This is a genomic window from Exiguobacterium sp. SH5S4, from assembly GCF_004337045.1.
Classification (GTDB): domain Bacteria; phylum Bacillota; class Bacilli; order Exiguobacteriales; family Exiguobacteriaceae; genus Exiguobacterium; species Exiguobacterium aurantiacum_A.
Genome location: NZ_SJUQ01000033.1, coordinates 1 through 21,976 on the forward strand (window position 1 = coordinate 1; position 21,976 = coordinate 21,976).

A 21,976-nucleotide genomic window follows, 5' to 3' on the forward strand; every position below is an offset into this window, starting at 1 on the left:
TGGCGCGAAACAAAACGTCAGACCTGAAAGGCATGACGTTACAGAGCGTGATGGCGATCATCGCGGTAAACCTGAAGCGGATCATCACCCTCTCAAAAGAAAAAACAGGATAAGGGCAAGGAAAAAGAGCGATTGTCCCGACTTGAGTCGGTCCAATCGCCCTTTTTTCTGTTCACGCTCGGATAGAGCGGAGGTTTTTCAGTGCCCTCTCGCGCGAGGAATGGCGTTTTTTTGACTTAATGGATACCGCGCATATACTTTTTGATGACCGGGGCCAGCGCGAACAAGATCATGCTGAGCACGATCGCTACTCCGCCGATGATCCCGAAGTAGAGCATCTCGTTCTCTGGCGAGTAGAACCGGACGAGCTGGGCGTTGATCCCTTGTGCCGCCGCATTCGACAAGAACCAAAGCGACATCGTCTGGGCCGAGAAGGCGGCCGGGGCGAGTTTCGTCGTCGCCGACAGACCGACCGGAGACAGACTGAGCTCACCGAGGACGATGATGAAGTAACTGAGGACGAGCCAGAGCGGATTGACGAGCGTGTCCGGTCCACCGAAGTAGGCCGGCAGCAAGATCACGAGGAAGCTCAAACCGGCGAACAAGATCCCGAAAGCGAACTTCGTCGGGATGCTCGGCTCACGATCACCGAGCCGCACCCATAACCAGGCGAACACAGGGGCGAGCAGGATGATGAACAACGGATTCAGTGATTGGAACCAGGCCGGCGACAGCGTGAACCCTAAAAATTCAAGATCGGTCCGCTTATCGGCATAGCTTGCCAAAATCGTCGCGCCCTGTTCTTGAATCGCCCAGAACATGACCGAGGCGATGAAGAGCGGGATGTAGGCGATGATGCGTGACCGCTCGACTTCTGTCGTTTTCGGGCTCCGGTACATGACGATGAAGTAGATCGTCGGGATGGCGATTCCGAACACACCGACGAGTCCGATGAACGTGTTGATCGTGAACAAGCCTTGTGGGATCAGGATGGCCAGTAATCCTCCGATGAGGATGACGGCCAATGTCGTGTACTTGATCGCATTCTTCTTTTCAGACGCCGTCAACGGGTTCGGCACGTAAGACCCGGCGAGGCCGAGGTTGCCTTTTTTCGTGAGGACGAAGACGACGAGACCGATGAACATCCCGACCGCGGCGAGGGCGAAGCCCCAATGGAAGCCGTAGCTCTTTTGGACGCCGCCGACGATCAAAGGCGAGATGAAGGCCCCGAGGTTGATCCCCATGTAGAAGATACTGAACCCGGCGTCACGGCGACGGTCCGTCTCGTGGTACAGGTCACCGACGATACTCGACACGTTCGGCTTCAACAGTCCGGTCCCGATGACGATGAGACCCATCGAGATGAACAAGAACGTGAGGCTGCCCGGGATCGACAAGACGATATGACCGAGCATGATGAACACACCACCGAAAAATACGGCCCGGGACGTCCCGAAGACGCGGTCGGCGAGCCATCCCCCGATGACTCCTGACATGTAGACGAGCGCGCCGTACACGGACATGATCGACAAGGCGACGTTCTGGTCGAGCCCGAGACCGCCTTCCGATACCTCGTAATACATGTAGAAGACGAGGATGGCCCGCATCCCGTAGTACGAGAAACGTTCCCAAAATTCAGTGAAGAACAACGTGAACAAGCCTTTCGGCTGTCCGAAAAATCCTTTTTGTGGCACACTGTCCACAATTTTCTGTTTATCGATCCTTTCCATGAAAGATCCCTCCTTGACCGTATTATCATAAGAAGAATCATTATGTTTGTAAAGGAAAAATGAAAGTGAAGTTCAAATTTTAACAGGTTTGAAACGAAACTAAAATCCACCTAAACCAAGTTGTTTAGGTGGATTGATGAACTAAGCAGTCTTTTGTTTAGCTTCTTCCGCGCTGACGTATCTCCCGAGGCGCCAATAGATGAAACCCGACAGACAACTCGCCGCCCCGACGAGGATGAGGGCGATGTGCCCGGCACGCTGGTCGAGGAACAGGCTGGCCATGAGCGGCGCGGTCACACCGCCGATCAACCATTGGATGCTGGCGGCCCCGTTATAGGCACCGCGCATGTTCTCGGGGGCGATCATGGCGATGAACGTCTGTTGGACGGGCGACATGATCATCTCGCCGAGCGTATAGAACGCGTATACGGCGAGCAGGATACCGACGAGGACGAGGTACGGGGTGCCGAGCGTATAGAGGAGCCGCGGCACGACCGCGATCAACATCATCCCGATCCCGAAAATCGTCGCCCCGACCAGCATGACGTTGCCGAACGGTTTGCGCCCGAGTTTTGAGGCGATCGGGAATTGGAACAAGACGACCATGATGCCGTTCAAGGCGAGCAGATAGGCGAACGGGTTCTCGCGGTCGGTGAACGACGGCATCGACTCTTTCAAGAACAGCGGCAACATGCTCTCGATCAGCGAGAAGCCCATCGAGATGAAGACTCCGGCGAAGATGAAGACGAGAAAGACTTTGTCGTTGTAAAAGACGCGCAAGACGTCACGGTTCGACGGTGTGTCCTGCCCGGTCGTCTCAGGGAGCGACTCGCGGATGAAACGTCCGAGAACGAGCGCATACAAGGCAAAGACGAACGCTGCCGTGAAGAAGATGTACTGTCGGTCGATGAACAAGACGGCACTGCCGAGCAGGGGACCGAACGCCGCGCCGATATTATGTCCCATCCGTAAGAGACCGAACGCCTCGTTCATCTGTTCCGGCTCGGTCACGTCGGCGACCATCGCGCTCGCGGCCGGGTGGAACAACGAGTTCGTCAAGCCGAGCATGGCGTTCAAGAGCAGGAGCGGCCAAAACGTTTCCGCGAAAGCGAAACCGATGAGGGCGACCGCATCACCGAGGATGGCGGTCATCATGACCGGCTTTCGGCCATACAGGTCGGCGAGACGTCCGCCGACGACCGAGCCGATGAGCGCCATGATCGGTCCGGTCGCCAAGATGACACCGACTTGGACGTAGCTGTCGAGCTTGTCGCTGTAATAGAGGACGAGGAACGGGGCGATCATGAACATCATGACACCGGTGATCGTCTCGCCGAGGAAACGAATCCAAATGTTACGGTCGAGCCGTTTGAGTGATTGAATCATACGTTTCACCTGCTTCTACAAAATAAAAGGGACGAAGGATGCACGGAGGCATACTCGTCCCTACTTAACCTATGTACGCCTCGGAAGACAGGCGGGTGACTTCAGTTCATGAAACGGAAGACCCCGACCCGTCAGTATGAAATTGGATACGATGTGGCTGCGTCATGACTGACATGGCGGGTCCTCCTTTCTGAAAGTTTACTCTTCATTTCAACTGTATGACAGATTCTTGAAATGTGTCAACATATTTTGACTTGCGTCATAACAGTTCATTTAAATTCTTGCGGGTGAGCCGATAATCGATCAACCGGGACAAGACGACCTGAATCATCGCGGTCACGGGTACGCTGATAAACATCCCGACGAGGCCGAACAGGCTCCCCCCGATGATGATCGATGTGATGACCCAGAACGGGGTGATCCCGACGCTGTCGCCGAGAATTTTCGGGCCGAGCCAGAGTCCGTCGAACTGTTGCAGCAAGAAGATGAACAACAAGACGAGCAGGGCCGTGAACGGATCGTAGAAGTAGGTGATGATGAACGCCGGGATCATCCCTAAGAGCGGCCCGACGTATGGGATGAAGTTCAGCACCCCGATGATGACACCGAGCAAGAGCGCGTACGGCGCGCCGATGATCAAGAGCCCGATGACGGCCATCACGCCGATGATGAGACAGTCGAGCGACTTTCCGATGATGTAGCGTTTAAAGATATAGTCCATCTCTTGGAAGATGTCGATCGTCGTCTTCGCTGAGGCGACCGGGAACATCGCATACAGCAGACGTTTGAACATCCGGGCGAACACTTCCTTGTCTTTCAACAAGTAGATCGAGATGACGATCCCGATCAACAAGTTGATCAACGTCATCGTGAAGCTCGACACGTAACCGACCGAAGACACGACGGCCGTCTCGACCCATCCGGAATACCGCTCCTCGAACCGGTTCAAGTCGATGGCTTGGGCGATCGTCTCGTTGTATTCTCTCAAATACGTGTTGAGTTGACCGAGGAAGCTATCGATTTGGCGAATATAAAACGGGAGCTCCTCGATGAGAGACGCGACACTCGAATAGATGCGAGGGAACAGCGTCACCGCTGACACGACAAGGATCCCGATGAACGTGACGTAGACGATCAACAAGCCTTGGTAGCGCTTCAAGTGGAACCGTTCTTCTATGTAGGACAGGACGGTGTTGAGGAGCAGCGCGATGGCGATTCCCATGATGATCGGCGTCAACAGCTGAAACGCATATTGCAGGACCCGAGAGATCGTGTCCGGCTCACTGATGACTTTCCATAGGACGAGCAGAATCAGCCCGATCACGCTTAACTTCCATATCAATTGACGGTTTAGTTCCAATGGTCTATCCCCTCATGCTGTAAATTTTGCAGAATAACGTTCATCTTTTACTATGAACGTTTTTTTACTGGGATTCAATAGCGGTAAGGAATTTTTGAAATAAGGATTGACAAGGTTGGTAACGTTTGGTTTACTAAATGACATATTACAGAAATTATCAATTGCATATAAAAACACTTTCTATCAAGAGAAGCGGAGGGACTGGCCCGATGAAGCTTCAGCAACAGATTGTTTCAATACTGTGCTAATTCCAGCAAGGTGACCTTGAGAGATGGAAAGGTGGTTGTTTGAATACGTCCGTATCTCGACACCCCTTTCCTCGGAAAGGGGTGTTTTTGCATAGGAGGACTATTCATGACAGACAGACGCTCGAAGTTACTTAAAACGTTACCACCCCAGCATTTCGTCGGACTCGCCGCTGAAGTCGCCGCACTCGAGCGTTCAGGCCGCGACGTCATCCGGCTCGGCCAAGGGACGCCCGACTTGCCGACACCAGCCCCGATCTGCGAGGCGTTGCAGACGGCCCTGCTCGACCCGGCGACACACCAATACGGCCCGTTCCGGGGACAGACGCGCCTGAAGCAAGCGGTCGCGACGTTCTACCAGACCGAATACGGCGTCGCGCTCGATGCCGAGACCGAAGTGGCCATCTTGATCGGCAGCAAGTCGGGACTCATCACGCTCCCGCAATGTGTGCTCGAGCCAGGTGACGGCATGTTGCTCCCGAACCCGGGCTACCCGGACTACATCTCGGGGGCGCGTCTCGCCGGCGCGGTCGTCCACGACCTCGTCCTCCGGGAAGAGAACGGTTATCTTCCTGATTATGAGACGCTCGATCCGCAGGGAGCGCGACTCATGTATTTGAACTACCCGAGCAATCCGACCGGTGCCGTCGCGTCGCCCGCGTTCTTTGACGACACGGTCCGTTTCGCGAATAAGCATGACCTCATGGTCGTCCACGACTTCGCCTACGGCAGCATCGGTTTCGACGGTCACGTCCCGCCGAGCTTCCTGCAGACGCCGGGAGCGAAAGACATCGGCATCGAGGTGTATACGATGTCGAAGGCGTTCAACATGTCCGGCTGGCGGGTCGCTTTCGCCGTCGGCAACCGCGACATCATCGAGGCGATCAACACGTATCAGGACCACGTCCATGTGAGCGTGTTCTCGGCCATCCAAGAGGCGGCCATCGCCGCGCTCGAGTCACCGCGTTCGCTCCGGGACGACTTGTCACGGTTGTATGAGGCCCGCCGCGACCGGCTCGTCGACGGGTTACGTCAGGCCGGATGGGACATCACGGCCCCGAGCGGCTCGTTCTTCGTCTGGGCGAAAGTGCCGGACGGGGACGCCAAATCGTTCTCGCATAAGCTGCTCCACGAGGCAGGGGTCGCCGTGACGCCTGGCTATTTCTTCGGCTCAGAAGGCGAGCGGTACGTCCGGTTCGGGCTCGTCTCCGCCGAGCCGAAGATCGACGAGGCCGTCGAGCGGATCGAGAAACTGTTCGCGACGTATGAAGAGGTCCGGGCATGATCCGCCAAGCCGTGCTCGAGTACGACCATGCGGATGATGCGCTCGAGCGGCTCGATGAATTGATCGCTGGCCGTCGTGCTCACGTGCTGCGCGGGCAGAACGGTTTTGACGTCGTCAAGCGCGTCCTGCCAGCGATCACTGCCTATCCGACATCGCTGTTCCGTGGCGAATGCACGGACGCGGAGGTCGAACGGCTCCGTTTGAAGGATGTGGATGTCCTCCTTGCCGTCGGTGGGGGCAAGCTCGTCGACACGGCGAAACTCGTCGCTTACCGGCAAGGTGTCCCGCTGATCGTCATCCCGACGCTCGCCTCGAACTGTGCCGCCTTCACACCGCTCAGCGTCATCTATGACGAGCAGGGTGCCTATGACCGCTACGACGTGTTCCGCGTCGTCATCGAGCGGGTCATCGTCGACGCGAGGGTCGTGACGGACTCGCCGTACGACTACTTCCGAGCCGGCGTCATCGACACGGTCGCCAAGTTTTACGAGGCCCGCTATTTGAGCGGCGACAGTTCGCCTGATGCCGGCGTCAATACCGGTCTCGCCTTGGCCGAACAATGCGGCCGGCTCGTCGAACTCGACTTGAGTGAGTCCAGTTTCACCGCGTATGGGCCAGAGACCCGGTTCGCGGTCGATCACATCCTCGCCGTCGGCGGTGCCGTCGGTGGTTTCGGTGACGCCGGGACACGCGTCGCCGTCGCCCACGCCGTCCACAACGCGCTCAGCCGCTTCGAGTCGACCCATCCGTTCTTACATGGCGACAAGGTCGGCTTCGGCCTCCTTGTCCAAGAACGGTTGCGTGGCTCGTCTGACGCCCCGTATTTAGAGGCGTGGCTCGCCAGGATCGGCGCGCCGACGTCACTTGAGACGCTCGGACTCGTTCCGGCCGACATCCCGCAACTGGTCGACGCGGTCCGGGCCGAGACTGAATTGCAACGATCACCCGTCCCGCTCGATATTGACTATTTGAAAATAATTTTTGAAAATTCAGTATTTTCTGTTTACTAATAAAAGGATTAAAAGTAAGATGATAACAATTAAATAAGACCGATAGCTTATCAAGAGTGGTGGAGGGACTGGCCCTATGAAACCCGGCAACCAGATCGTAACGATCATGGTGCTAATTCCAACAGACGAAACGTCTGGGAGATGAGCGTGTCCGACTGTCTTTGACTTGTCGTGCCCGCCACTCTTTATGAGTAGCGGGCTTTTATTTTGGAGGAGGAATCATTCATGAACATCAAACAGAAAACAGTACTCGCAGGAACATCTCTACTCGCGGCCATCGCCTTGTCGGCGTGCGGCCAATCGGACGCGAGCGAAGCGCTCAGCACAGAATCCCTCACGATCGGCGTGACAGGCGGACCGCACCAGCAGATCGCCGAGAAAGTAAAAGAACTCGCAGCCGAGGATGGCCTCGAGCTCGACATCAAAGTGTTCAACGACTACAACACGCCGAACACGGCGCTCGACGAAGGCAGCCTTGACGTGAACAGTTACCAGACGCTGTCGTTCCTCGAGCTGCAGAAGTCGGACAAAGGCTATAAGATCGACGACGTGTTCAAGACGGTCGCTTTCCCGATGGGGCTCTATTCGGATAAGCTGACGGACATCAAGGAGTTGAAGGAAGGCGATAAAGTCGCCGTCCCGAACGACCCGGCGAACGAACTTCGAGCGCTGCGCCTGTATGAGACGGCCGGACTCATCACCTTGAAAGAAGGATTGACGGACAAGGCGACGAAACGTGACATCGCCGAGAACCCGCTCAACCTCGAATTCATCGAGCTCGAGGCGTCACAGCTCCCGACCCAGCTCCCGGAAGTCGCGCTCGCGGCCATCAACACGAACTTCGCGATGGGTGCCGGCCTATCGATCAATGAGGACGCCTTGTTCCATGAAGACACGGTCGACAACCCGTACCCGAACTACGTCGTCGTCCGTACCGACAACAAGGACGATGAAGTCGTCGAGACACTCAAATCTTACTACCACTCGGACGAGGTCCGGACGTTCATCGAAGAGACGTTCAACGGCTCGATCGTCCCAGCGTTTTAAGGAGGCACTATGATCGCACTCAAACAGATCTCAAAAACGTTCACGGTAAACAAAGGGACCGTCACTGCGCTCGACGACGTCTCGCTGACGATTGAAAAGGGCGAGATCTTCGGCATCATCGGTCGGAGCGGCGCCGGCAAGAGCACGCTCATCCGCATGATCAATCTGCTCGAACGGCCGACGTCAGGTCAAGTCGAGATCGAAGGGCAAGACATCACGACGCTCGACAAAAAAGGGTTATCGAAGCTCCGTCACCGCATCGGGATGATCTTCCAGCACTATAACCTGTTGAAGACGGCGACCGTCGAAGACAACGTCGCCATCCCGCTCCGCCTAGAAGGACTCGATAAACGCTCGATCAGCGAGCGGGTCGACAAGTATCTCGACATCGTCGGACTGACCGATCACCGTAAACATTACCCGGAGCAACTCTCGGGCGGCCAGAAACAGCGCGTCGCCATCGCCCGGGCGTTGGCGCACGAGCCGGACATCCTGCTCAGCGACGAGGCGACGAGCGCGCTCGACCCGGAGACGACCGAGTCAATCCTCGATCTGTTGCTCGAGATCAACCGCGAGCTCGGTCTGACGATCTTCTTGATCACCCATGAGATGGAAGTCATCGAGCGGATCTGTGACCGGGTCGCCGTCATCGACGCCGGCAAGATCGTCGAGGAAGGCGACGTCCTCGACGTCTTCTCAGACCCGCAACATCCGACGACGCGCCGCTTCTTGAAAGCGAACCTCGACGTGCCGAAAGAAGTCGTCGACGTGTTGAGCTCGCACGGGACGCTCGTCAACTTGTCGTTCATCGGTCACCAGACCGAACAGGCCGTCCTCGCCGAGCTGACGAAACGGTTCGGCCTGCTGCCGAACATCATCGGGGGCGGGATCAAAAAGCTGAAAGGCGGTCTCGTCGGCAACTTGCTCGTCCATCTCGACGGGGACCAGGCACAGACCGACCAAGCCGTCCGCTACCTTGAAGCGAGCGGCGTCAAAGTGAAGGAGGTGACGAACCATGCTGCAGTTTTGGGAAAATTGGGGTGACTTGATTTGGACGGGCACGATCCAGACGCTGACGATGACCAGCGTCGCGCTCGTCATCTCGACACTGATCGGCTTGCCGCTCGGGACGCTCCTCGTCTTGACGCGGCCGAATGGCCGGCTCGCGAACCGTTACTTTTACGGGGCATTGTCGAGCGTGATCAACGTCGTCCGCTCGATCCCGTTCATCATTCTGCTATTCTTCATCTTGCCGTTCACCCGTTTCATCATGGGGACGACGATCGGCGTCCAAGGCGTGCTGTTGCCGCTCATCGTCTTCACGGCGCCATACATCGCCCGTTTGATGGAGTCGGCACTGCTCGAAGTCGATCGCGGCGTCGTCGAGGCGTACGAGGCGATGGGCATCTCGACGCGTAAGATCATCTGGTACGTATTGATCCGTGAGGCGCGGTCGTCAATCGTGCTCGTTCTGACGATCGCGACGATCGGTCTGATCGGTGCGACGGCGATGGCGGGTCTCGTCGGTGCGGGTGGACTCGGCGATATCGCCTATCAGTACGGGCATCTCCGGTTCGAGCCGGAAGTCATGTACGTGACGATCTTCGTCTTGATCCTGCTCGTGCAGTCGATCCAATCATTCGGCAACCGTTTGGCGGCCCGACTAAAGAAAGCCTGACAAAAGAGCGTCGCAAAATTTGCGGCGCTCTTACTGTTTGTCTAATAGTCGTTTCAAGTCGGCGATCCGGTTATGCCGCGGGATGAACGTCCGGATTTCTTTCTCGCTGAACCCGATCTGGATCCGGTTGTCATCGACGACGATCGGACTCTTCAAGATCTGTGGATGCGTCGCGACAAAACTGTACAGTTCGCGGAGCGACATCTCGTCGAGCTGGTCGGCCGCTTGTTTGTAGACACTTTTTTGGACAGACAAGAGATCGGTCGTCCCGTTTTCGGTGAGCCGGAGCATCTCCTTGAACTCGGTGAACGACATTCCTTGGTCGGTCAATTTCTTCTCGATGAACGGGATATTCTGTTCGCGTAACCAATCGAGCGTCTTGCGGGAAGAACTGCAGCTTGTATGCGTGAATACGGTGACCGTCACGACAACCACTTCTCCTTTGCGTAAGTATGGACTCTTTTATTTTCTCTCATTACTACGAGTCGAACGCGGAATATGTTTCAAATCACATATACTTTTTCAAAACGACGATACGATTTGTTTCAGACTAGTTCGGGTACATGACGAGAGAGACAACAAACAAGGAGGGGCTTATATGTTTGATTATACGGTGAAGACGGATCAGTCGGTCGAAGCAGTGGTCGAGAAGTTGAAAGCGACGCTCAAGGACGAAGCGTTCGGCGTGCTGTGGGATTTCGACTTGAGTGATACGCTCAAAGAGAAAGGGGAAGCCATCGACGGGGACTATCATATCCTCGAAGTGTGCAACCCGAAAGAGGCCAAGAAAGTCATCACGGCGCACCGGGAGGGTGGCTACTTCCTGCCCTGCAAGCTCGCCGTCTTCACAAAAGACGGGGCGACCCACGTCGGGATGCCGAAACCGACGAAACTGATCGAATTGATCGAGGACGAGTCGCTCCAGTCCATCGCACTGGATGTCGAGACGAGACTGACACGCGCCATCGATAACAGCATCTAATCGAAGCGTCGAACCCGTCCAAGTAAGTGGACGGGTTTTTTTATGTTCTTTAATAAGTAAGATAATGGTAAAATTGGGTCATCAAGAAGACGAGGGGCGGAAACGTTGAAACAATCTGTCAAATGGATGCTGTTGAGCGCGGTTTTACTTTCCGGATGCGGAAAAGACGAGACGAGCGCGTTGAAATTGGATTATATCGATCACCATTGGACCGTGAATAAATATTCGCTTGAGGCAGAGCCGGTCACCGATATCGATGAGACGTTAGCGGCGTGCACGGGTGACTTGACGACGTCGCTAGACGGGGAGTTAACGGTCTTCGACACGGTCGTGGCGAGCCGGCCCCCTTTGACGAACTCAGGGGAAGATTACATGTTCAAAAGTGTGACATACGTCAAAGGGGATAAATCTTATGCAATTTGCCGCGATATGGTCTCTCATCGTCTCCAAGCGGAAGTGATTCCGTCTTTCCCAGAAGAGATAAGCGCGTCGACAGGAACTTCGATCGGCCGTGCTCCTGCCGTGTTACAGACGAAAGCCTCGGACGGAGCGATGTTCCTTCAATCAGAGGTAAAGAGCGGATATGACCATGAACTTGAATTGTTTCCAGATTCGTTATTCAGCTTCTCACAGGCGCTGTATGGGGAGATGGAGATCGCTGTCGAAGGTTGGCCGACGCTGTTCCCGATCAATACGTTCGAACCGGCGACGTCGTCGATGGGTGACGTCCAAATGATGATGGCCTTCAGTCCAGAAGAGAAGCTTCCGTACGTGTTGATGGGGCATCAGAACGGTTCTTTCTCGTCTCAACCGATTGAAGTCACGTTTGACGCGACCGAGGCGGCCCCGAGATATGAATCATTAAAAATTGAACGGATTCCGCTCACCGAACAAGTACTTGAGTCCGGCAAGAGCTACCCGATCTTTACGTTCACGTACATGAAAGACGGAGCGCCGATCACCGACACGGTGACGATCACGTATCGGGAAGAGACGTTCATCACGGAAGAAGAACGTGATCTTCAGCAGGAGCATACCGACATGCAGTCTATGTGGCAATCTGATGAACCGTTCGTCTATTTACATAAGAAACCGTTCAGCCATGAACAGCCTCTTGCTTATCCGGATGTCCTCAAGGCGGCCGGGACCGACATGACCGACTTGATCGACACCATAGACGCGGCAGAATCGGTCAATCGCAGTGGGGATGCGGGCGAGTATCATCAGTTGACGATTCTCGATGGGCTGAAAGGCCAAGAGTTTGAAGTGACGTATAAACAGCGCTCAAAAAAGATAGACATCTTCTTGACGGATAAACTGACCGGCGAAACGTACAAACTGACGAGCGAAGGGGCGGAGACGTTCTTGTCCTACTTCCCCGACTTGAAGAAGACACCGAAGAATTGAGGTGAACTGATGAAAAAGTTCGGATTAGGAATCGGTCTATCGCTATTCGTTTTGGCCGCAGGGTGCGCCCGGGACCAAGAAGTAGTCCGATATGATGTTGTCGAGGCCCATTGGACGGCAGAGCACATCACACATGACCTTGAAGTGCAGGCAATCAAGGCCAAGGACATGTTGACCTATTGTGAACAAGGCGAGTTACTCAACGATATCGAGGAGGACCATCTATCCTTGCTTGGCGTGACGTTTGCAAGCCGAATGCCGTTCACTGAGCCCGATACTGAAACATACGCCTTCAATGAGGCATCGTTCGTCGAAGGTGATGCCGTTTACGCGCTGTGTAAGTCGGACCATGTCGAGGGATATCGGGCGGTCAAGCTGGAGGAAAGACCGGAGTTTTTGAAAGACGAGACCGCACGCGAGATCTCGTTGCTACCTAGCGTAGTAAGCGGGACAGAAGAAATTCGGGAAAGGTTATCACGGGAAGAAGCGATTCATTCTTACAGGCAAGACCTCACCATTCGACCGTTCATGAACAGTCTTTATACGATCTCGCCCGGTTTCAACGGGTCCATCGAGTTTGGAATCGGGGACGACGGGGTCTTCACACCGTATTTAGATTTTGCTCCTTACGTGGTCAGGGAGGACACTCATGTTGCGTTAGGATATGGCACGAAGACGAAGACGCCATACATGTTAATGTCGAGTGACGGGATTCACTATGGCCAGCATTCGTTGAACGATGGCGAATTACTGGTCGGAGTCGACAACTTAAATGTCCGGACGCTTCTTGAAGGCGGTACGCTCGAACCGCTCGAACCGTTTCCGTTATACGAATTAACCTACGAGTCAAACGGTCAAAAGATGACGAAGACGATCTCGATTCGATTCAAACCGAATCCATTCATCACGGAGCCGACCGATACCGATGCCGTCTCGATCGGTTATGTCCATAAATACCCGTACCATCCCAGTGTCCCGTTTTACTATCCGGACGCAGTCAGCATCGAGGGGCAAGGCTATGAACGATTGACCGAGGCGCTCGAGACGGGGACACCTTCGACCAAAAGTGGGGAAGCAGGCGAGTACATGTATTTGACGCTGCTGAAAGGAAATCGTGGTCAACAGTTCGAGTTGAGTTACCACAAACGTTCGCAGAAAGTTGATGTCTTCGTGAAAGATATGAACACGGACGAACAGTTCAAGTTGTCGAGTGAAGGTGCGAAAATATTCCATGAACTTTTTCCCAGTGCCGTGGAGTAAGCAGAACGTTTGGTTTGATGAGACTTCGGCTGCAGCGACGATTGGCGGTGTCGATGAATCCGCCAATCGCGCGCAACTGACCGAAGAATCGACAACTACGTAGAAGCAAATCTTTTTACAAGATTAGCACCGTCAGTTTCACGAAAAGGTCGAATGGGACTCCTGTAAACGAGGAGTTCTTTTTTTGCGATTCATTGTCTGATGACCTGTGATGAAGTTGGTAAATACTTCAAACTCAAGATATTGACTTACTGTTAAAAACGGCGCTAGTCAGGACTTTTATCACAAGTTACACTTGAATTCGATTGTACTAACAAAGGAAAAATGTCCTGAAATAACTCAAATTATAAAGGTGGGAATTATCGGAATGATTGAAACGAGAGATGTCAGCCTATCGTCACCAGACGTGCTTCGCGCCATCGAAGCGAACATGGCGATGATTCGATTTGACCGCCAGCGCCGTGTCGTCGATGTGAACGACGCCTTCGCCAAGGCGATGAAATACAAACGCGATGAGATGGTCGGGATGCAGCACCATCTGTTCTGTACGCCGAACTTCGTCAACAGTACGGACTATCAAGCGTTTTGGAACAAGTTGTTCGACGGGTTCAGCTCGGCCGACAAGATCGAACGCATCGACGCCCGGGGCGACTCGATTTGGCTCGAGGCGACGTATATGCCAATCTATGAGGGGGATGACGTCATCGGTGTCGTCAAGATCGCCTCGGACATCACCGAGCGGCAACAGACGATCGAACGATACGCCCGCACGTTCCGTGATATGGCCGAGAATCTTGATGACCGGGCCCGCCGTGGCATGGAGGAGAGCCTACATTTGAAGCGGACGATTGAGCGGCTCGAGTCGGACGCATCGGTAAACTTGAAGACGCTCGGCAACCTTCAAGACCAAGCGGCAGAGATCACGAAAATCGCCAGTACGATCAAAGAGATCGCGGCCCAGACGAACCTGTTGTCACTGAACGCCGCCATCGAGGCGGCACGGGCAGGTGAACACGGCCTCGGCTTCAACGTCGTCGCGACCGAGGTTCGTAACTTGTCTCGTCTCGTCGAGCGCGCCGTCATCGAGGTCCGGGCCAACACCGAGGGGATGAACAAAGAGCTCGCCTCGATTGTCGACGGCGTCTCACGATCGAACGAAGACATTCATGCGAGTGTCAACATCATGGAAGCGACGCTCGAACGCTTCGGGAAGATCGAGCAGTCGGCCCAGTCATTGAACGGGACGGCCGAACAGTTCACTTCGGCGATCTGACGAAAAAACCAATTGAAGGAACCGCCACCGTCGTCGGTGGCGAGTCCACTCAATTGGTTTTTTTGACGATGAGCGTATGACCGTGTTGTCTCAACCACGCCATCACCCCATCGACGTCCGGATAAACAGAGGATAAAGTCGACCAAAACGATTTGGAGTGGTCGAAATGGACGAGATGTGTCCATTCGTGGGCGATGACATAATCCATCACTTCGATCGGCGCGAGCATGAGCCGGACGTTGATCGAGATCGTTCCGCGCGAGCTGCACGAGCCCCAGCGCGTCTTTTGATGGCCGATGCGGACTTTCGCAGCGCTCACCCCGAGCAGACGTTCATAGTAAGGTGCTCGCTTGGTGACATAAGTGAGCGCCTCGTCGCGGAGCCACGCCTCGTATGCGGCCCCTATCCTGGACTCGTCCCACCGGTCCGGGCACCGGAAAGCTGTCCCGTCGTAGTCGAAGGCGTCAACGGCGTTCGTGCGCACGAGCGGCACGGTCTCACCTCGATAACGGAGCCGGTCGTTCGGCAACGACGGGGTTTTAGGTAATGCCGCGAGCCGGTCGTTTATCCAGTCCGCATGCTCGCTTAAGATCGTCTCGACGACCCGGTTCGACAACCGGGCCGGGATGCGGAGCTCGATCCCTTCGGCCGTTATGTAGAAAGCCGCTTTCTTTCGCCGTTTATGGCGGATGATACTTACGCTCATCATTGTCACCTCCAAACACTGTTCTCGGTCGATTATAGCCGACGTCTCGAAAATCCGCCACGCTTTTGACGACCAGTGGCTTCAATTTTTGTTACAGTAGGGACAGGAGGGATCACTATGAAATCAATCTTACATCAACCGCTTGACCGGGTCGGCACCGACTCGGTGAAATGGGACGGCCTCGAGCGCTGGTTCCATGTGAAGTCTGACGTACTGCCGCTCTGGGTGGCCGATATCGATATCCGCACGGCACCTTCGATCTCGGAAGCGCTCGCGGCGCGTGCGGCGACAGGAGAGTTCGGCTATACGATGTTCGCGAAAGAAGCCCAGGAAGCCGTCAGCTCTTGGTACGGGCGGAGACACGGACTCGTCGTCACCCCCGAACATGTATTGTTCTCGAGCGGGGTCGTGCCCGGACTGACCCACATCGTCGAGGCGTTGACGAAGGAAGGGGACGGGATCGTCATCCAATCACCGGTCTATCCACCATTCCATGAACTCGTGACCGGGTTGAAACGCGTTGTGCGTGACGCCCCGCTCAAACAAGTCGATGGCAAGTATGAGATGGATTTTGACGCCCTCGAACACGCAATGCGACAGGCGAAACTGTTTTTGCTCTGTTCACCGCATAATCCGGTCGGTCGCGTCTGGACAGAGTCCGAGCTCGCGCGCGTCGTCGAGTTGGCGAGAACGTACGACGTCATCATCGTCGCAGACGAGATCCATGCCGATCTGACGTATCCGTCGCAGCACCATACGGCGATCAACCGACTCGACGACCGGGTCATCACGGTGAGCGCCCCGTCGAAGGCGTTCAACATCGCCGGTTTGTTCGCGTCGTACATCATCTGTCCGGATGACGCCTGGCGCAAACGGATCATCCAAGTCCAAAACAAACACCACGTCCTACCGACACCGTTCGCCAATACGGCCATCATCGCCGCCTACACAGACGTCCGGGCGGAACGATGGCTTGACCAGCTGACGGCCGAGCTCGAGGAACAAGCCACCTATGTCGTCGAGCGCCTGAATGCCGAGTTACCCCGGCTGACGTGCTTCATGCCGGAGGCGAGTTACTTGTTATGGATCGATTGCGCCGCGCTCGGCCTTGAGCCCGAATCTCGGAAGAAATGGCTCCACGAGGAAGTGCGGGTCTTCTTGTCACCGGGTGTTCCGTTCGGGGCATCGGCGTCGACGTTCGAGCGTCTCAATTTCGGTACATCCCGGACGATCGTTGACGAGGCGCTCGGACGGATCAAGACCCATTCCGACGGAAAAGCGTTTGTATGAAACGAGAAACGGGAAAAATTTCAGAACGAGTCAGTCAAGATGACGTGGCGACAGAAAGCGAGTGAGGCAGATGGAGACGATCAATTGGAAGAAGAAGATGGAGGAGCAGCTGAGGCGTAGCGGGTTTACGCTAGAGGTTGAGAATATGGCCAACATTGGAATGACGGAGATCCACGCGTCCTCGTCGCCGTTGATCTCTTATCCGCTCCGTATCCGGCTGTATGTGCGCATGGGCTGGCTCATGTGTACCGTCGATGCGACGACGGTCGACCGGAGCGAGGACCACCCGTTGTTCGAGCGGATGATCGCAGCGGTGTTCGAACGGATCGTCCGGCACCTCTACCACGCCTACGACCTCCACATCTTGACCTATATCGGGAACACCGGCAACTATATCGCCCCGAAAGACTCGGATACGGGGGAGATCGTCCGATTGCTCGCCCAAATCTGGAACGACCGCTCGTACTTGCATCTCGAGACGTATGAGGAGTTCCCGGCGCTATACGCGACACCGCCTTGGGCGCATCAGGCGTACGCCATCGAGAGCACGGACGACGAGTGGATCATCTACGCGGGGCGCAGCGGCCGTCAAGCGACCGACTACCGGGCCGACGGGGTCGAACTGCGCCCCCACCGTCTCGCCGAAGGGGACCTGTTCTTCCCGGTCGACCGGATCTCGAAACAGCACGGACCGTTGGCGCTCGCCGAATGGCTCCGGCTCGAGCGCAGGGAAGTCGAAGACTTCATGCTCGCGTTCATGCGAACGATCCGGAAGTTCGACCCGTCGTTCGGGTTCGCCTGGGGCGGGACGGACACGTTCTTCCACGGCGTACCGGTCGAACCGTACGCCCAAGTGCTTCGGCTCGAGAGCGGGAAGCGCCGTTACCGGGTCATGAACAACTCGGCGAAGCGGCTGTTCGCGGTCGCCGACGACCCGGTCGTTTGTCTGAAAGAAGTCGAGCAGACGTTGCGCACGGTCCGTTTGCCCGAGAACCGGGTCTCGGCCCTCGGACAGCTCGTCATGGGAGTGTGGCAGCAGTTCGAGTCCGATGAGTCGACCTATATTCAAGAAGTCGCTTATCGCGGCATCTCCAAGTTTCAAATCGAAGAGAAGATCGGCCACGCGCTTGCGAACCAGCAACGGATCCGCTGGGTCGAGAAGGCAGACTCTCACCAGTCGATCATCGAGTACGCCCATCTTCGGATCTCGTTCCCGAAACGTCCTCCCGGTATCGTCACCGTCGAACCGATCGAATCCACTTATGAAAGAGGTGCTCTATGAGAATCGTCGATGCACGCGCCATGTCAATCAGCCACGAAGACTTGATCGCCGTCACCGAGTCGTCCGTGTACTACCGTGAGAAGACGGGGGAGACGAGCTTTTCCATCTTTCGGTACGATGAAGCGGATGGCACCATCACGCAAATCAATCGCCGCGTCTTCGAAGACTATGGCATATCAAAACTGTTCATCAGCGCCGACCGTGTCTACTTTTTGAACGAGACCCCGGACCGGACCGGGGTCGTGAGCACGGAACTGATCGCGTTCGACTATCGTACAGGTGATGAAGAAGTGCTGACGACGTTCGAGAAACGGGGCAACAGCACGTTATATTGGGTGCTCGCCGACCGTTACTTCCTCTTTTTGACGAGTTTCGAGGCGACGGACGAGGCGTGGCTGTTCGACGCCGAGACGTCCCGCGAAGAACGTATCCGTGACGAGCGGCTCGTCGGCCATGCCGGGCGCTTCCGTGAACTGTATTTGTTCACGACAGAGCTCGAAGGTGTGTCTTACATCGTATGTAACGCACGGTTGGACGAGTTTGATTACTATGACGCGCTCGAATCGGGACGCATCTCACCCGATGACCCGATCGACCATTCCGAAGCGATTCTCATCTGTCCGCTCGACGAGGCGGTCGAGGCCGTTTGGTCGAAAGCGGACGAGATCCCGTTCGATGATTTGATCCGGTTGCAAGGGGAGGGGGACACGGTCCAGTATCTCGGGGAGCGTGACAAAAAACTCCGGTTTGCGGCGTTCATCGACGCAGCCAATGAAGAGACGGTGTACGAACTGGCGGCACCGGACGTCCTGCACGAGCTCGCCGTCGTCGACTGGGGTGCCTATGAACCAATCGATTTCACGTATGACGACGTCAGTTCGACCATCTTCATCAAGGTCGAAGAATCGAGGGAGCATACGGAGTTGATCGATGCGACGACCGGGGCGAGATTTTTGGACACGGCACCGTTCGAACGGGTGCTCGACGCGAACTACTTCATCCACGAATCGGCCGATGGGCGCAACGGCGGGGTCAGCATCTTCAACTTGGAGGCGAACGAGCGACAGGCGTTCGAAGACGCTTATTATACGGTACTCGACGAGACGATCGTCATCTTGTCGACGAAACAACTATAAAAGCACGGCCCTCGATTCGTAGAGGGCCGTGCTTTTATAGTATGGTTTACATAACATATTATCGTAAACCAGATAGCGCTTGTTTTTTCTTCTCGTCACCGATATGGGCATAGACTTGCGTCGTCGCCACCGACTCGTGACCGAGCAGTTGTTGGATCGTCAAGACGTCGACCCCGCTCATCGCCAACCGGGAAGCGAACGTGTGGCGAAGTTTGTGGGGCGTGACCTGCTTGTGGGTCAAGAACGAGAGGTACGGTTTCAACCGGTCGATATGTCCTTTGAGCAGGTGTTGCACCGTCCTGACCGAGATGCGTCTTCCTTTCTCGGAACGGAACAGCGGCCCGGTCCCGTCTTGACGATGGTCAAGCAGCAACGGCTCGAGCGGGGAGGCGAGCGGGATGACCCGCTCTTTGTTCCCCTTCCCGATGACACGGATCGTCCCGGTCGCGAGGTCGATGTCGCTCCAGTCGAGCCCGACGAGTTCGGAGACGCGCATCCCGGTCAGTCCGAGCAGCTGGATGATCAGAAAATCACGGTCGCGGTTCCGTTCGTACCAGCTCGCCTCGCGGTCGGACATGCCGACGTTGCTGCGGACGAGCGTCGAGAAGTCGAGCCACTCATGTTCCGTCAAATAGACCGGGTTCCGTTTGGCGCGCTTTGGACGCTCGACCGCTTGGAATGGGTTGTGTGACGCGATCCCGGACTCGATCAAGAAGTTGAACAACGACTGCATCGTCGACAACTTTCGGTTGATGACGCTCGGGGCGTTGTCGAGCTCGAGCGCGAGATAGGACGCGTAGGCATCCGCGCCCGCATAATCGAGTTCGACGAACGAGGCGAGGTCGACCGTGGTTGGGTCGACCTCGGATGCGCTCGCGGCCTCGACCCACCGGAAGAAGTCGAAGAAATCGTATAAGTACCGCTGGGCGGTCTGTTCTGAATAGTGTTTCGCGGCCAAATGGTTCAAGAAACGTTGGATGAAGCCGGGCATGCGCTCGTATCCGTTCAGCTTGAAACGCTGCGTCGTGACACGTGCCGGCGCTTGCCCGAGCTGGCGGAATATACTCACAAAATCTCTCCTTTTGTTAACTGATCGATGTGACGATCCGGTCCTTGCCGGCCTGTTTCCCAGCCCGGAGGCGGTCGTCTGCTTCTTTGACGAGTGTGTCGACGGCCTCTAATCCGTCGCGGCACGAGACGCCGAACGTCATCGTGACGCTGAGGCGACGCCCGTCATAGATCGTCTCGGTCGTCTTGATCCGTTCCCGGAGGCAGTCGAGCGTCTGTGCGACCTCATCTGCTGTCTGATTGCTCAAAAACAGCAAGAACTCTTCTCCGCCCCAACGGACACAGATCCCGTCGGTCCGCTCGAGGGCGGCGGCGACTTGTTTGAGGACGAGGTCGCCACAATCATGGCCGTGGCGCTCGTTGAACGCTTTGAAGTGGTCAATATCGGCGAGTGCGACGGCATATGGGCGGCCGTCTGCGACGGCTTCCATGACGGCTTGCTCGATTCGTTGATAGCCGGTCATCCGGTTATATAGCCCGGTCAATCCGTCCCGTGAAGCGAGGACGTTCAATCGTTCGTTCGACCGTTCTAACTCGGTCGTCACCTCGACGACCGAGTTCTCGAACACGAACGTCAGCCCGGCGATGAGTGCGATCGTCGACAGCAGACAAGTCAGCCCGATCACTTGCTCGATCATGGGGGCGAGCGGCTGTGTCCCGACCGTGACGTTCAAGTAGAGGAAGCTGTAGATCGCCATCGCGAGTCCGGTCGACATGATGCGGACCAAGCGACTGACGTTCGGCATGAAGAACACCCCGTACGCCACCATGATGATAAAGTAATGGACGTTCGCGCCCCACCCGAGGACGATCGTCGAGATGATGGCGTTATAGACGACTTCGACGAACAGTCCGGTAAAGAATATCCGGTAGTACCGTTTATGTACGAAATAGAATGAGAGCGTGTAATAAAGAACGCTGAACACGTTCGACCAGGCGAGCACCATGACGTCGAGCCGCCAAAATGTGATCAGGAACACGACATGGATGAGCCATGCGAGCGCGTTCCCGTAAAAAGTGATGCGGTAATTATACAGTGTACCGCGACGTTCCTCATAGGCAGTCCCCACGTGAACACCTCCTCGTTCCAGTATACCGAAACGGTAAGGATTTGCCTACGCCTGTTCATGAATCAAGTCAATCCACTCTCTGTAAACGTTGATTTCAGGACGTTATAATTGCGTGAAATAGATATTTCACGCAAGGTTTATAGAAGCGTCATTTGATTCGTTAAAACAGACATGGTGGCATCGTTCGATTTAAAAGCGAATCAACAGGGTGACAATATATTATTATGTAAACCACTATGAGGGATATAAACTTTTGTTTCGACAGCCGTTCATCCGTTAAGCGAAAATAAAGCTTGAAACGGGGAACGAGGTAACGTTACACTGAGAACGTAAACAAAAGGGGGATTTCAGGATGGACGACCAACGTTTGAAACAACATCTCGCTGAAGCGAAGACGATCGCTGTCGTCGGTGTGTCATCGAACCCGAACAAGACCGCCAACCAGATTGCGGAGTATTTGCTCCTGCAAGGGTATACGGTCATCCCTGTCAATCCGACGCTCGAGACGTGGAACGGCCGCAAGGTGTATCCGACGGTCGAGAGCATCCCGGGACGAATCGATATCGTCGACGTGTTTCGCCGGAACGAATATTTGGCCGGCGTTGCCGAGGACGCGGTCCGTCATGGGGATGTCGGACTCGTCTTTAACCAGCTCGGTCTGTCGAGCAAGGACGCCGAACGAATCGTTCATGCTGCCGGACTTGACTACATCGAGAACCGGTGTATTTACGTCGAGCATGCTCGACTCCTCGGCTGAGACC

20 protein-coding genes and 2 riboswitches are annotated in these 21,976 nt (G+C 55.5%); of the genes, 13 read left to right on the plus strand and 7 right to left on the minus strand.

The window, feature by feature from the left end; translation table 11 throughout:
• Positions 1-236: 236 nt before the first annotated feature.
• The 3 genes from EVJ32_RS14265 to EVJ32_RS14275 form a co-directional block, all read right to left on the minus strand.
• Positions 237-1,730 carry a peptide MFS transporter gene (locus tag EVJ32_RS14265; protein ID WP_131458871.1) on the minus strand — a complete coding sequence of 498 codons (1,494 nt, stop codon included), beginning with the start codon at positions 1,728-1,730 and terminating at the stop codon, positions 237-239.
• Positions 1,731-1,871: 141 nt separating this feature from the next.
• Positions 1,872-3,116 carry an MDR family MFS transporter gene (locus EVJ32_RS14270; protein ID WP_131458872.1) on the minus strand — a complete coding sequence of 415 codons (1,245 nt, stop codon included), beginning with the start codon at positions 3,114-3,116 and terminating at the stop codon, positions 1,872-1,874.
• A gap of 259 nt (positions 3,117-3,375) precedes the next feature.
• The gene (locus tag EVJ32_RS14275) at positions 3,376-4,476 is read right to left on the minus strand and encodes an AI-2E family transporter (protein WP_131458873.1); all 1,101 of its coding nucleotides are present in this window, start codon (positions 4,474-4,476) and stop codon (positions 3,376-3,378) included.
• Positions 4,477-4,653: 177 nt separating this feature from the next.
• Positions 4,654-4,754: riboswitch (SAM riboswitch) on the plus strand.
• Between the two features lie 76 nt (positions 4,755-4,830).
• Between EVJ32_RS14275 and EVJ32_RS14280 the strand changes: the two genes are divergently transcribed.
• The 5 genes from EVJ32_RS14280 to EVJ32_RS14300 all read left to right on the plus strand — a co-directional run bounded on the left by EVJ32_RS14280 (position 4,831) and on the right by EVJ32_RS14300 (position 9,741).
• The gene (locus tag EVJ32_RS14280) at positions 4,831-6,006 is read left to right on the plus strand and encodes an aminotransferase class I/II-fold pyridoxal phosphate-dependent enzyme (protein ID WP_131458874.1); all 1,176 of its coding nucleotides are present in this window, start codon (positions 4,831-4,833) and stop codon (positions 6,004-6,006) included.
• Positions 6,003-7,016, plus strand: coding sequence for an iron-containing alcohol dehydrogenase (locus tag EVJ32_RS14285; protein ID WP_131458875.1), 1,014 nt, complete (start codon positions 6,003-6,005; stop codon positions 7,014-7,016). Before EVJ32_RS14280 ends, EVJ32_RS14285 begins: the two co-directional genes overlap by 4 nt.
• A gap of 44 nt (positions 7,017-7,060) precedes the next feature.
• Positions 7,061-7,164: riboswitch (SAM riboswitch) on the plus strand.
• A 77-nt stretch (positions 7,165-7,241) separates the two neighbouring features.
• Positions 7,242-8,063 (plus strand): MetQ/NlpA family ABC transporter substrate-binding protein, encoded by an 822-nt coding sequence (locus EVJ32_RS14290; protein WP_131458876.1) that lies wholly within the window; start codon positions 7,242-7,244, stop codon positions 8,061-8,063.
• A gap of 9 nt (positions 8,064-8,072) precedes the next feature.
• Positions 8,073-9,107: a methionine ABC transporter ATP-binding protein gene (locus EVJ32_RS14295; protein ID WP_070327233.1), complete on the plus strand. Its 1,035-nt coding sequence runs from the start codon at positions 8,073-8,075 to the stop codon at positions 9,105-9,107.
• Positions 9,079-9,741, plus strand: coding sequence for a methionine ABC transporter permease (locus EVJ32_RS14300; RefSeq protein ID WP_131458877.1), 663 nt, complete (start codon positions 9,079-9,081; stop codon positions 9,739-9,741). The genes EVJ32_RS14295 and EVJ32_RS14300 overlap by 29 nt, the downstream gene beginning before the upstream one ends.
• A 30-nt stretch (positions 9,742-9,771) precedes the next feature.
• Here the strand turns inward: EVJ32_RS14300 and EVJ32_RS14305 are convergent, their stop codons facing one another.
• Positions 9,772-10,167: a Spx/MgsR family RNA polymerase-binding regulatory protein gene (locus tag EVJ32_RS14305; protein WP_070327923.1), complete on the minus strand. Its 396-nt coding sequence runs from the start codon at positions 10,165-10,167 to the stop codon at positions 9,772-9,774.
• A gap of 172 nt (positions 10,168-10,339) precedes the next feature.
• Here EVJ32_RS14305 and EVJ32_RS14310 point away from each other — a divergent pair, with 172 nt between their 5' ends.
• The 4 genes from EVJ32_RS14310 (at position 10,340) to EVJ32_RS14325 (ending at position 14,663) form a co-directional block, all read left to right on the plus strand.
• The gene (locus tag EVJ32_RS14310) at positions 10,340-10,723 is read left to right on the plus strand and encodes a DUF302 domain-containing protein (RefSeq protein ID WP_131458878.1); all 384 of its coding nucleotides are present in this window, start codon (positions 10,340-10,342) and stop codon (positions 10,721-10,723) included.
• A gap of 105 nt (positions 10,724-10,828) precedes the next feature.
• On the plus strand, positions 10,829-12,130 hold the full coding sequence (locus EVJ32_RS14315; RefSeq protein WP_131458879.1) for a hypothetical protein: 1,302 nt from the start codon (positions 10,829-10,831) through the stop codon (positions 12,128-12,130).
• Positions 12,131-12,139: 9 nt separating this feature from the next.
• Entirely contained in the window at positions 12,140-13,390 is a 1,251-nt protein-coding gene (locus EVJ32_RS14320) for a hypothetical protein (protein ID WP_131458880.1), read from the plus strand.
• A gap of 367 nt (positions 13,391-13,757) precedes the next feature.
• Positions 13,758-14,663, plus strand: coding sequence for a methyl-accepting chemotaxis protein (locus EVJ32_RS14325; protein WP_167615645.1), 906 nt, complete (start codon positions 13,758-13,760; stop codon positions 14,661-14,663).
• Between the two features lie 49 nt (positions 14,664-14,712).
• On the opposite strand, the gene EVJ32_RS14330 is transcribed toward EVJ32_RS14325, so the two are convergent.
• Entirely contained in the window at positions 14,713-15,369 is a 657-nt protein-coding gene (locus tag EVJ32_RS14330; protein ID WP_131458881.1) for a M48 family metallopeptidase, read from the minus strand.
• A 117-nt stretch (positions 15,370-15,486) separates the two neighbouring features.
• Here EVJ32_RS14330 and EVJ32_RS14335 point away from each other — a divergent pair, with 117 nt between their 5' ends.
• From EVJ32_RS14335 to EVJ32_RS14345, 3 genes are all read left to right on the plus strand, one after another.
• Positions 15,487-16,659: a MalY/PatB family protein gene (locus EVJ32_RS14335; protein ID WP_131458882.1), complete on the plus strand. Its 1,173-nt coding sequence runs from the start codon at positions 15,487-15,489 to the stop codon at positions 16,657-16,659.
• A gap of 70 nt (positions 16,660-16,729) precedes the next feature.
• Positions 16,730-17,941, plus strand: coding sequence for a hypothetical protein (locus tag EVJ32_RS14340; RefSeq protein WP_131458883.1), 1,212 nt, complete (start codon positions 16,730-16,732; stop codon positions 17,939-17,941).
• Entirely contained in the window at positions 17,938-19,077 is a 1,140-nt protein-coding gene (locus tag EVJ32_RS14345) for a hypothetical protein (protein ID WP_131458884.1), read from the plus strand. The genes EVJ32_RS14340 and EVJ32_RS14345 overlap by 4 nt, the downstream gene beginning before the upstream one ends.
• A 58-nt stretch (positions 19,078-19,135) precedes the next feature.
• On the opposite strand, the gene EVJ32_RS14350 is transcribed toward EVJ32_RS14345, so the two are convergent.
• A complete protein-coding gene (locus EVJ32_RS14350) occupies positions 19,136-20,146 on the minus strand; it encodes a tyrosine-type recombinase/integrase (RefSeq protein ID WP_131458885.1) in 1,011 nt (336 codons plus the stop codon).
• A 16-nt stretch (positions 20,147-20,162) separates the two neighbouring features.
• Positions 20,163-21,215: a GGDEF domain-containing protein gene (locus EVJ32_RS14355; protein ID WP_131458886.1), complete on the minus strand. Its 1,053-nt coding sequence runs from the start codon at positions 21,213-21,215 to the stop codon at positions 20,163-20,165.
• Positions 21,216-21,567: 352 nt separating this feature from the next.
• Here EVJ32_RS14355 and EVJ32_RS14360 point away from each other — a divergent pair, with 352 nt between their 5' ends.
• Entirely contained in the window at positions 21,568-21,972 is a 405-nt protein-coding gene (locus tag EVJ32_RS14360; protein WP_016508698.1) for a CoA-binding protein, read from the plus strand.
• Positions 21,973-21,976: the final 4 nt, after the last annotated feature.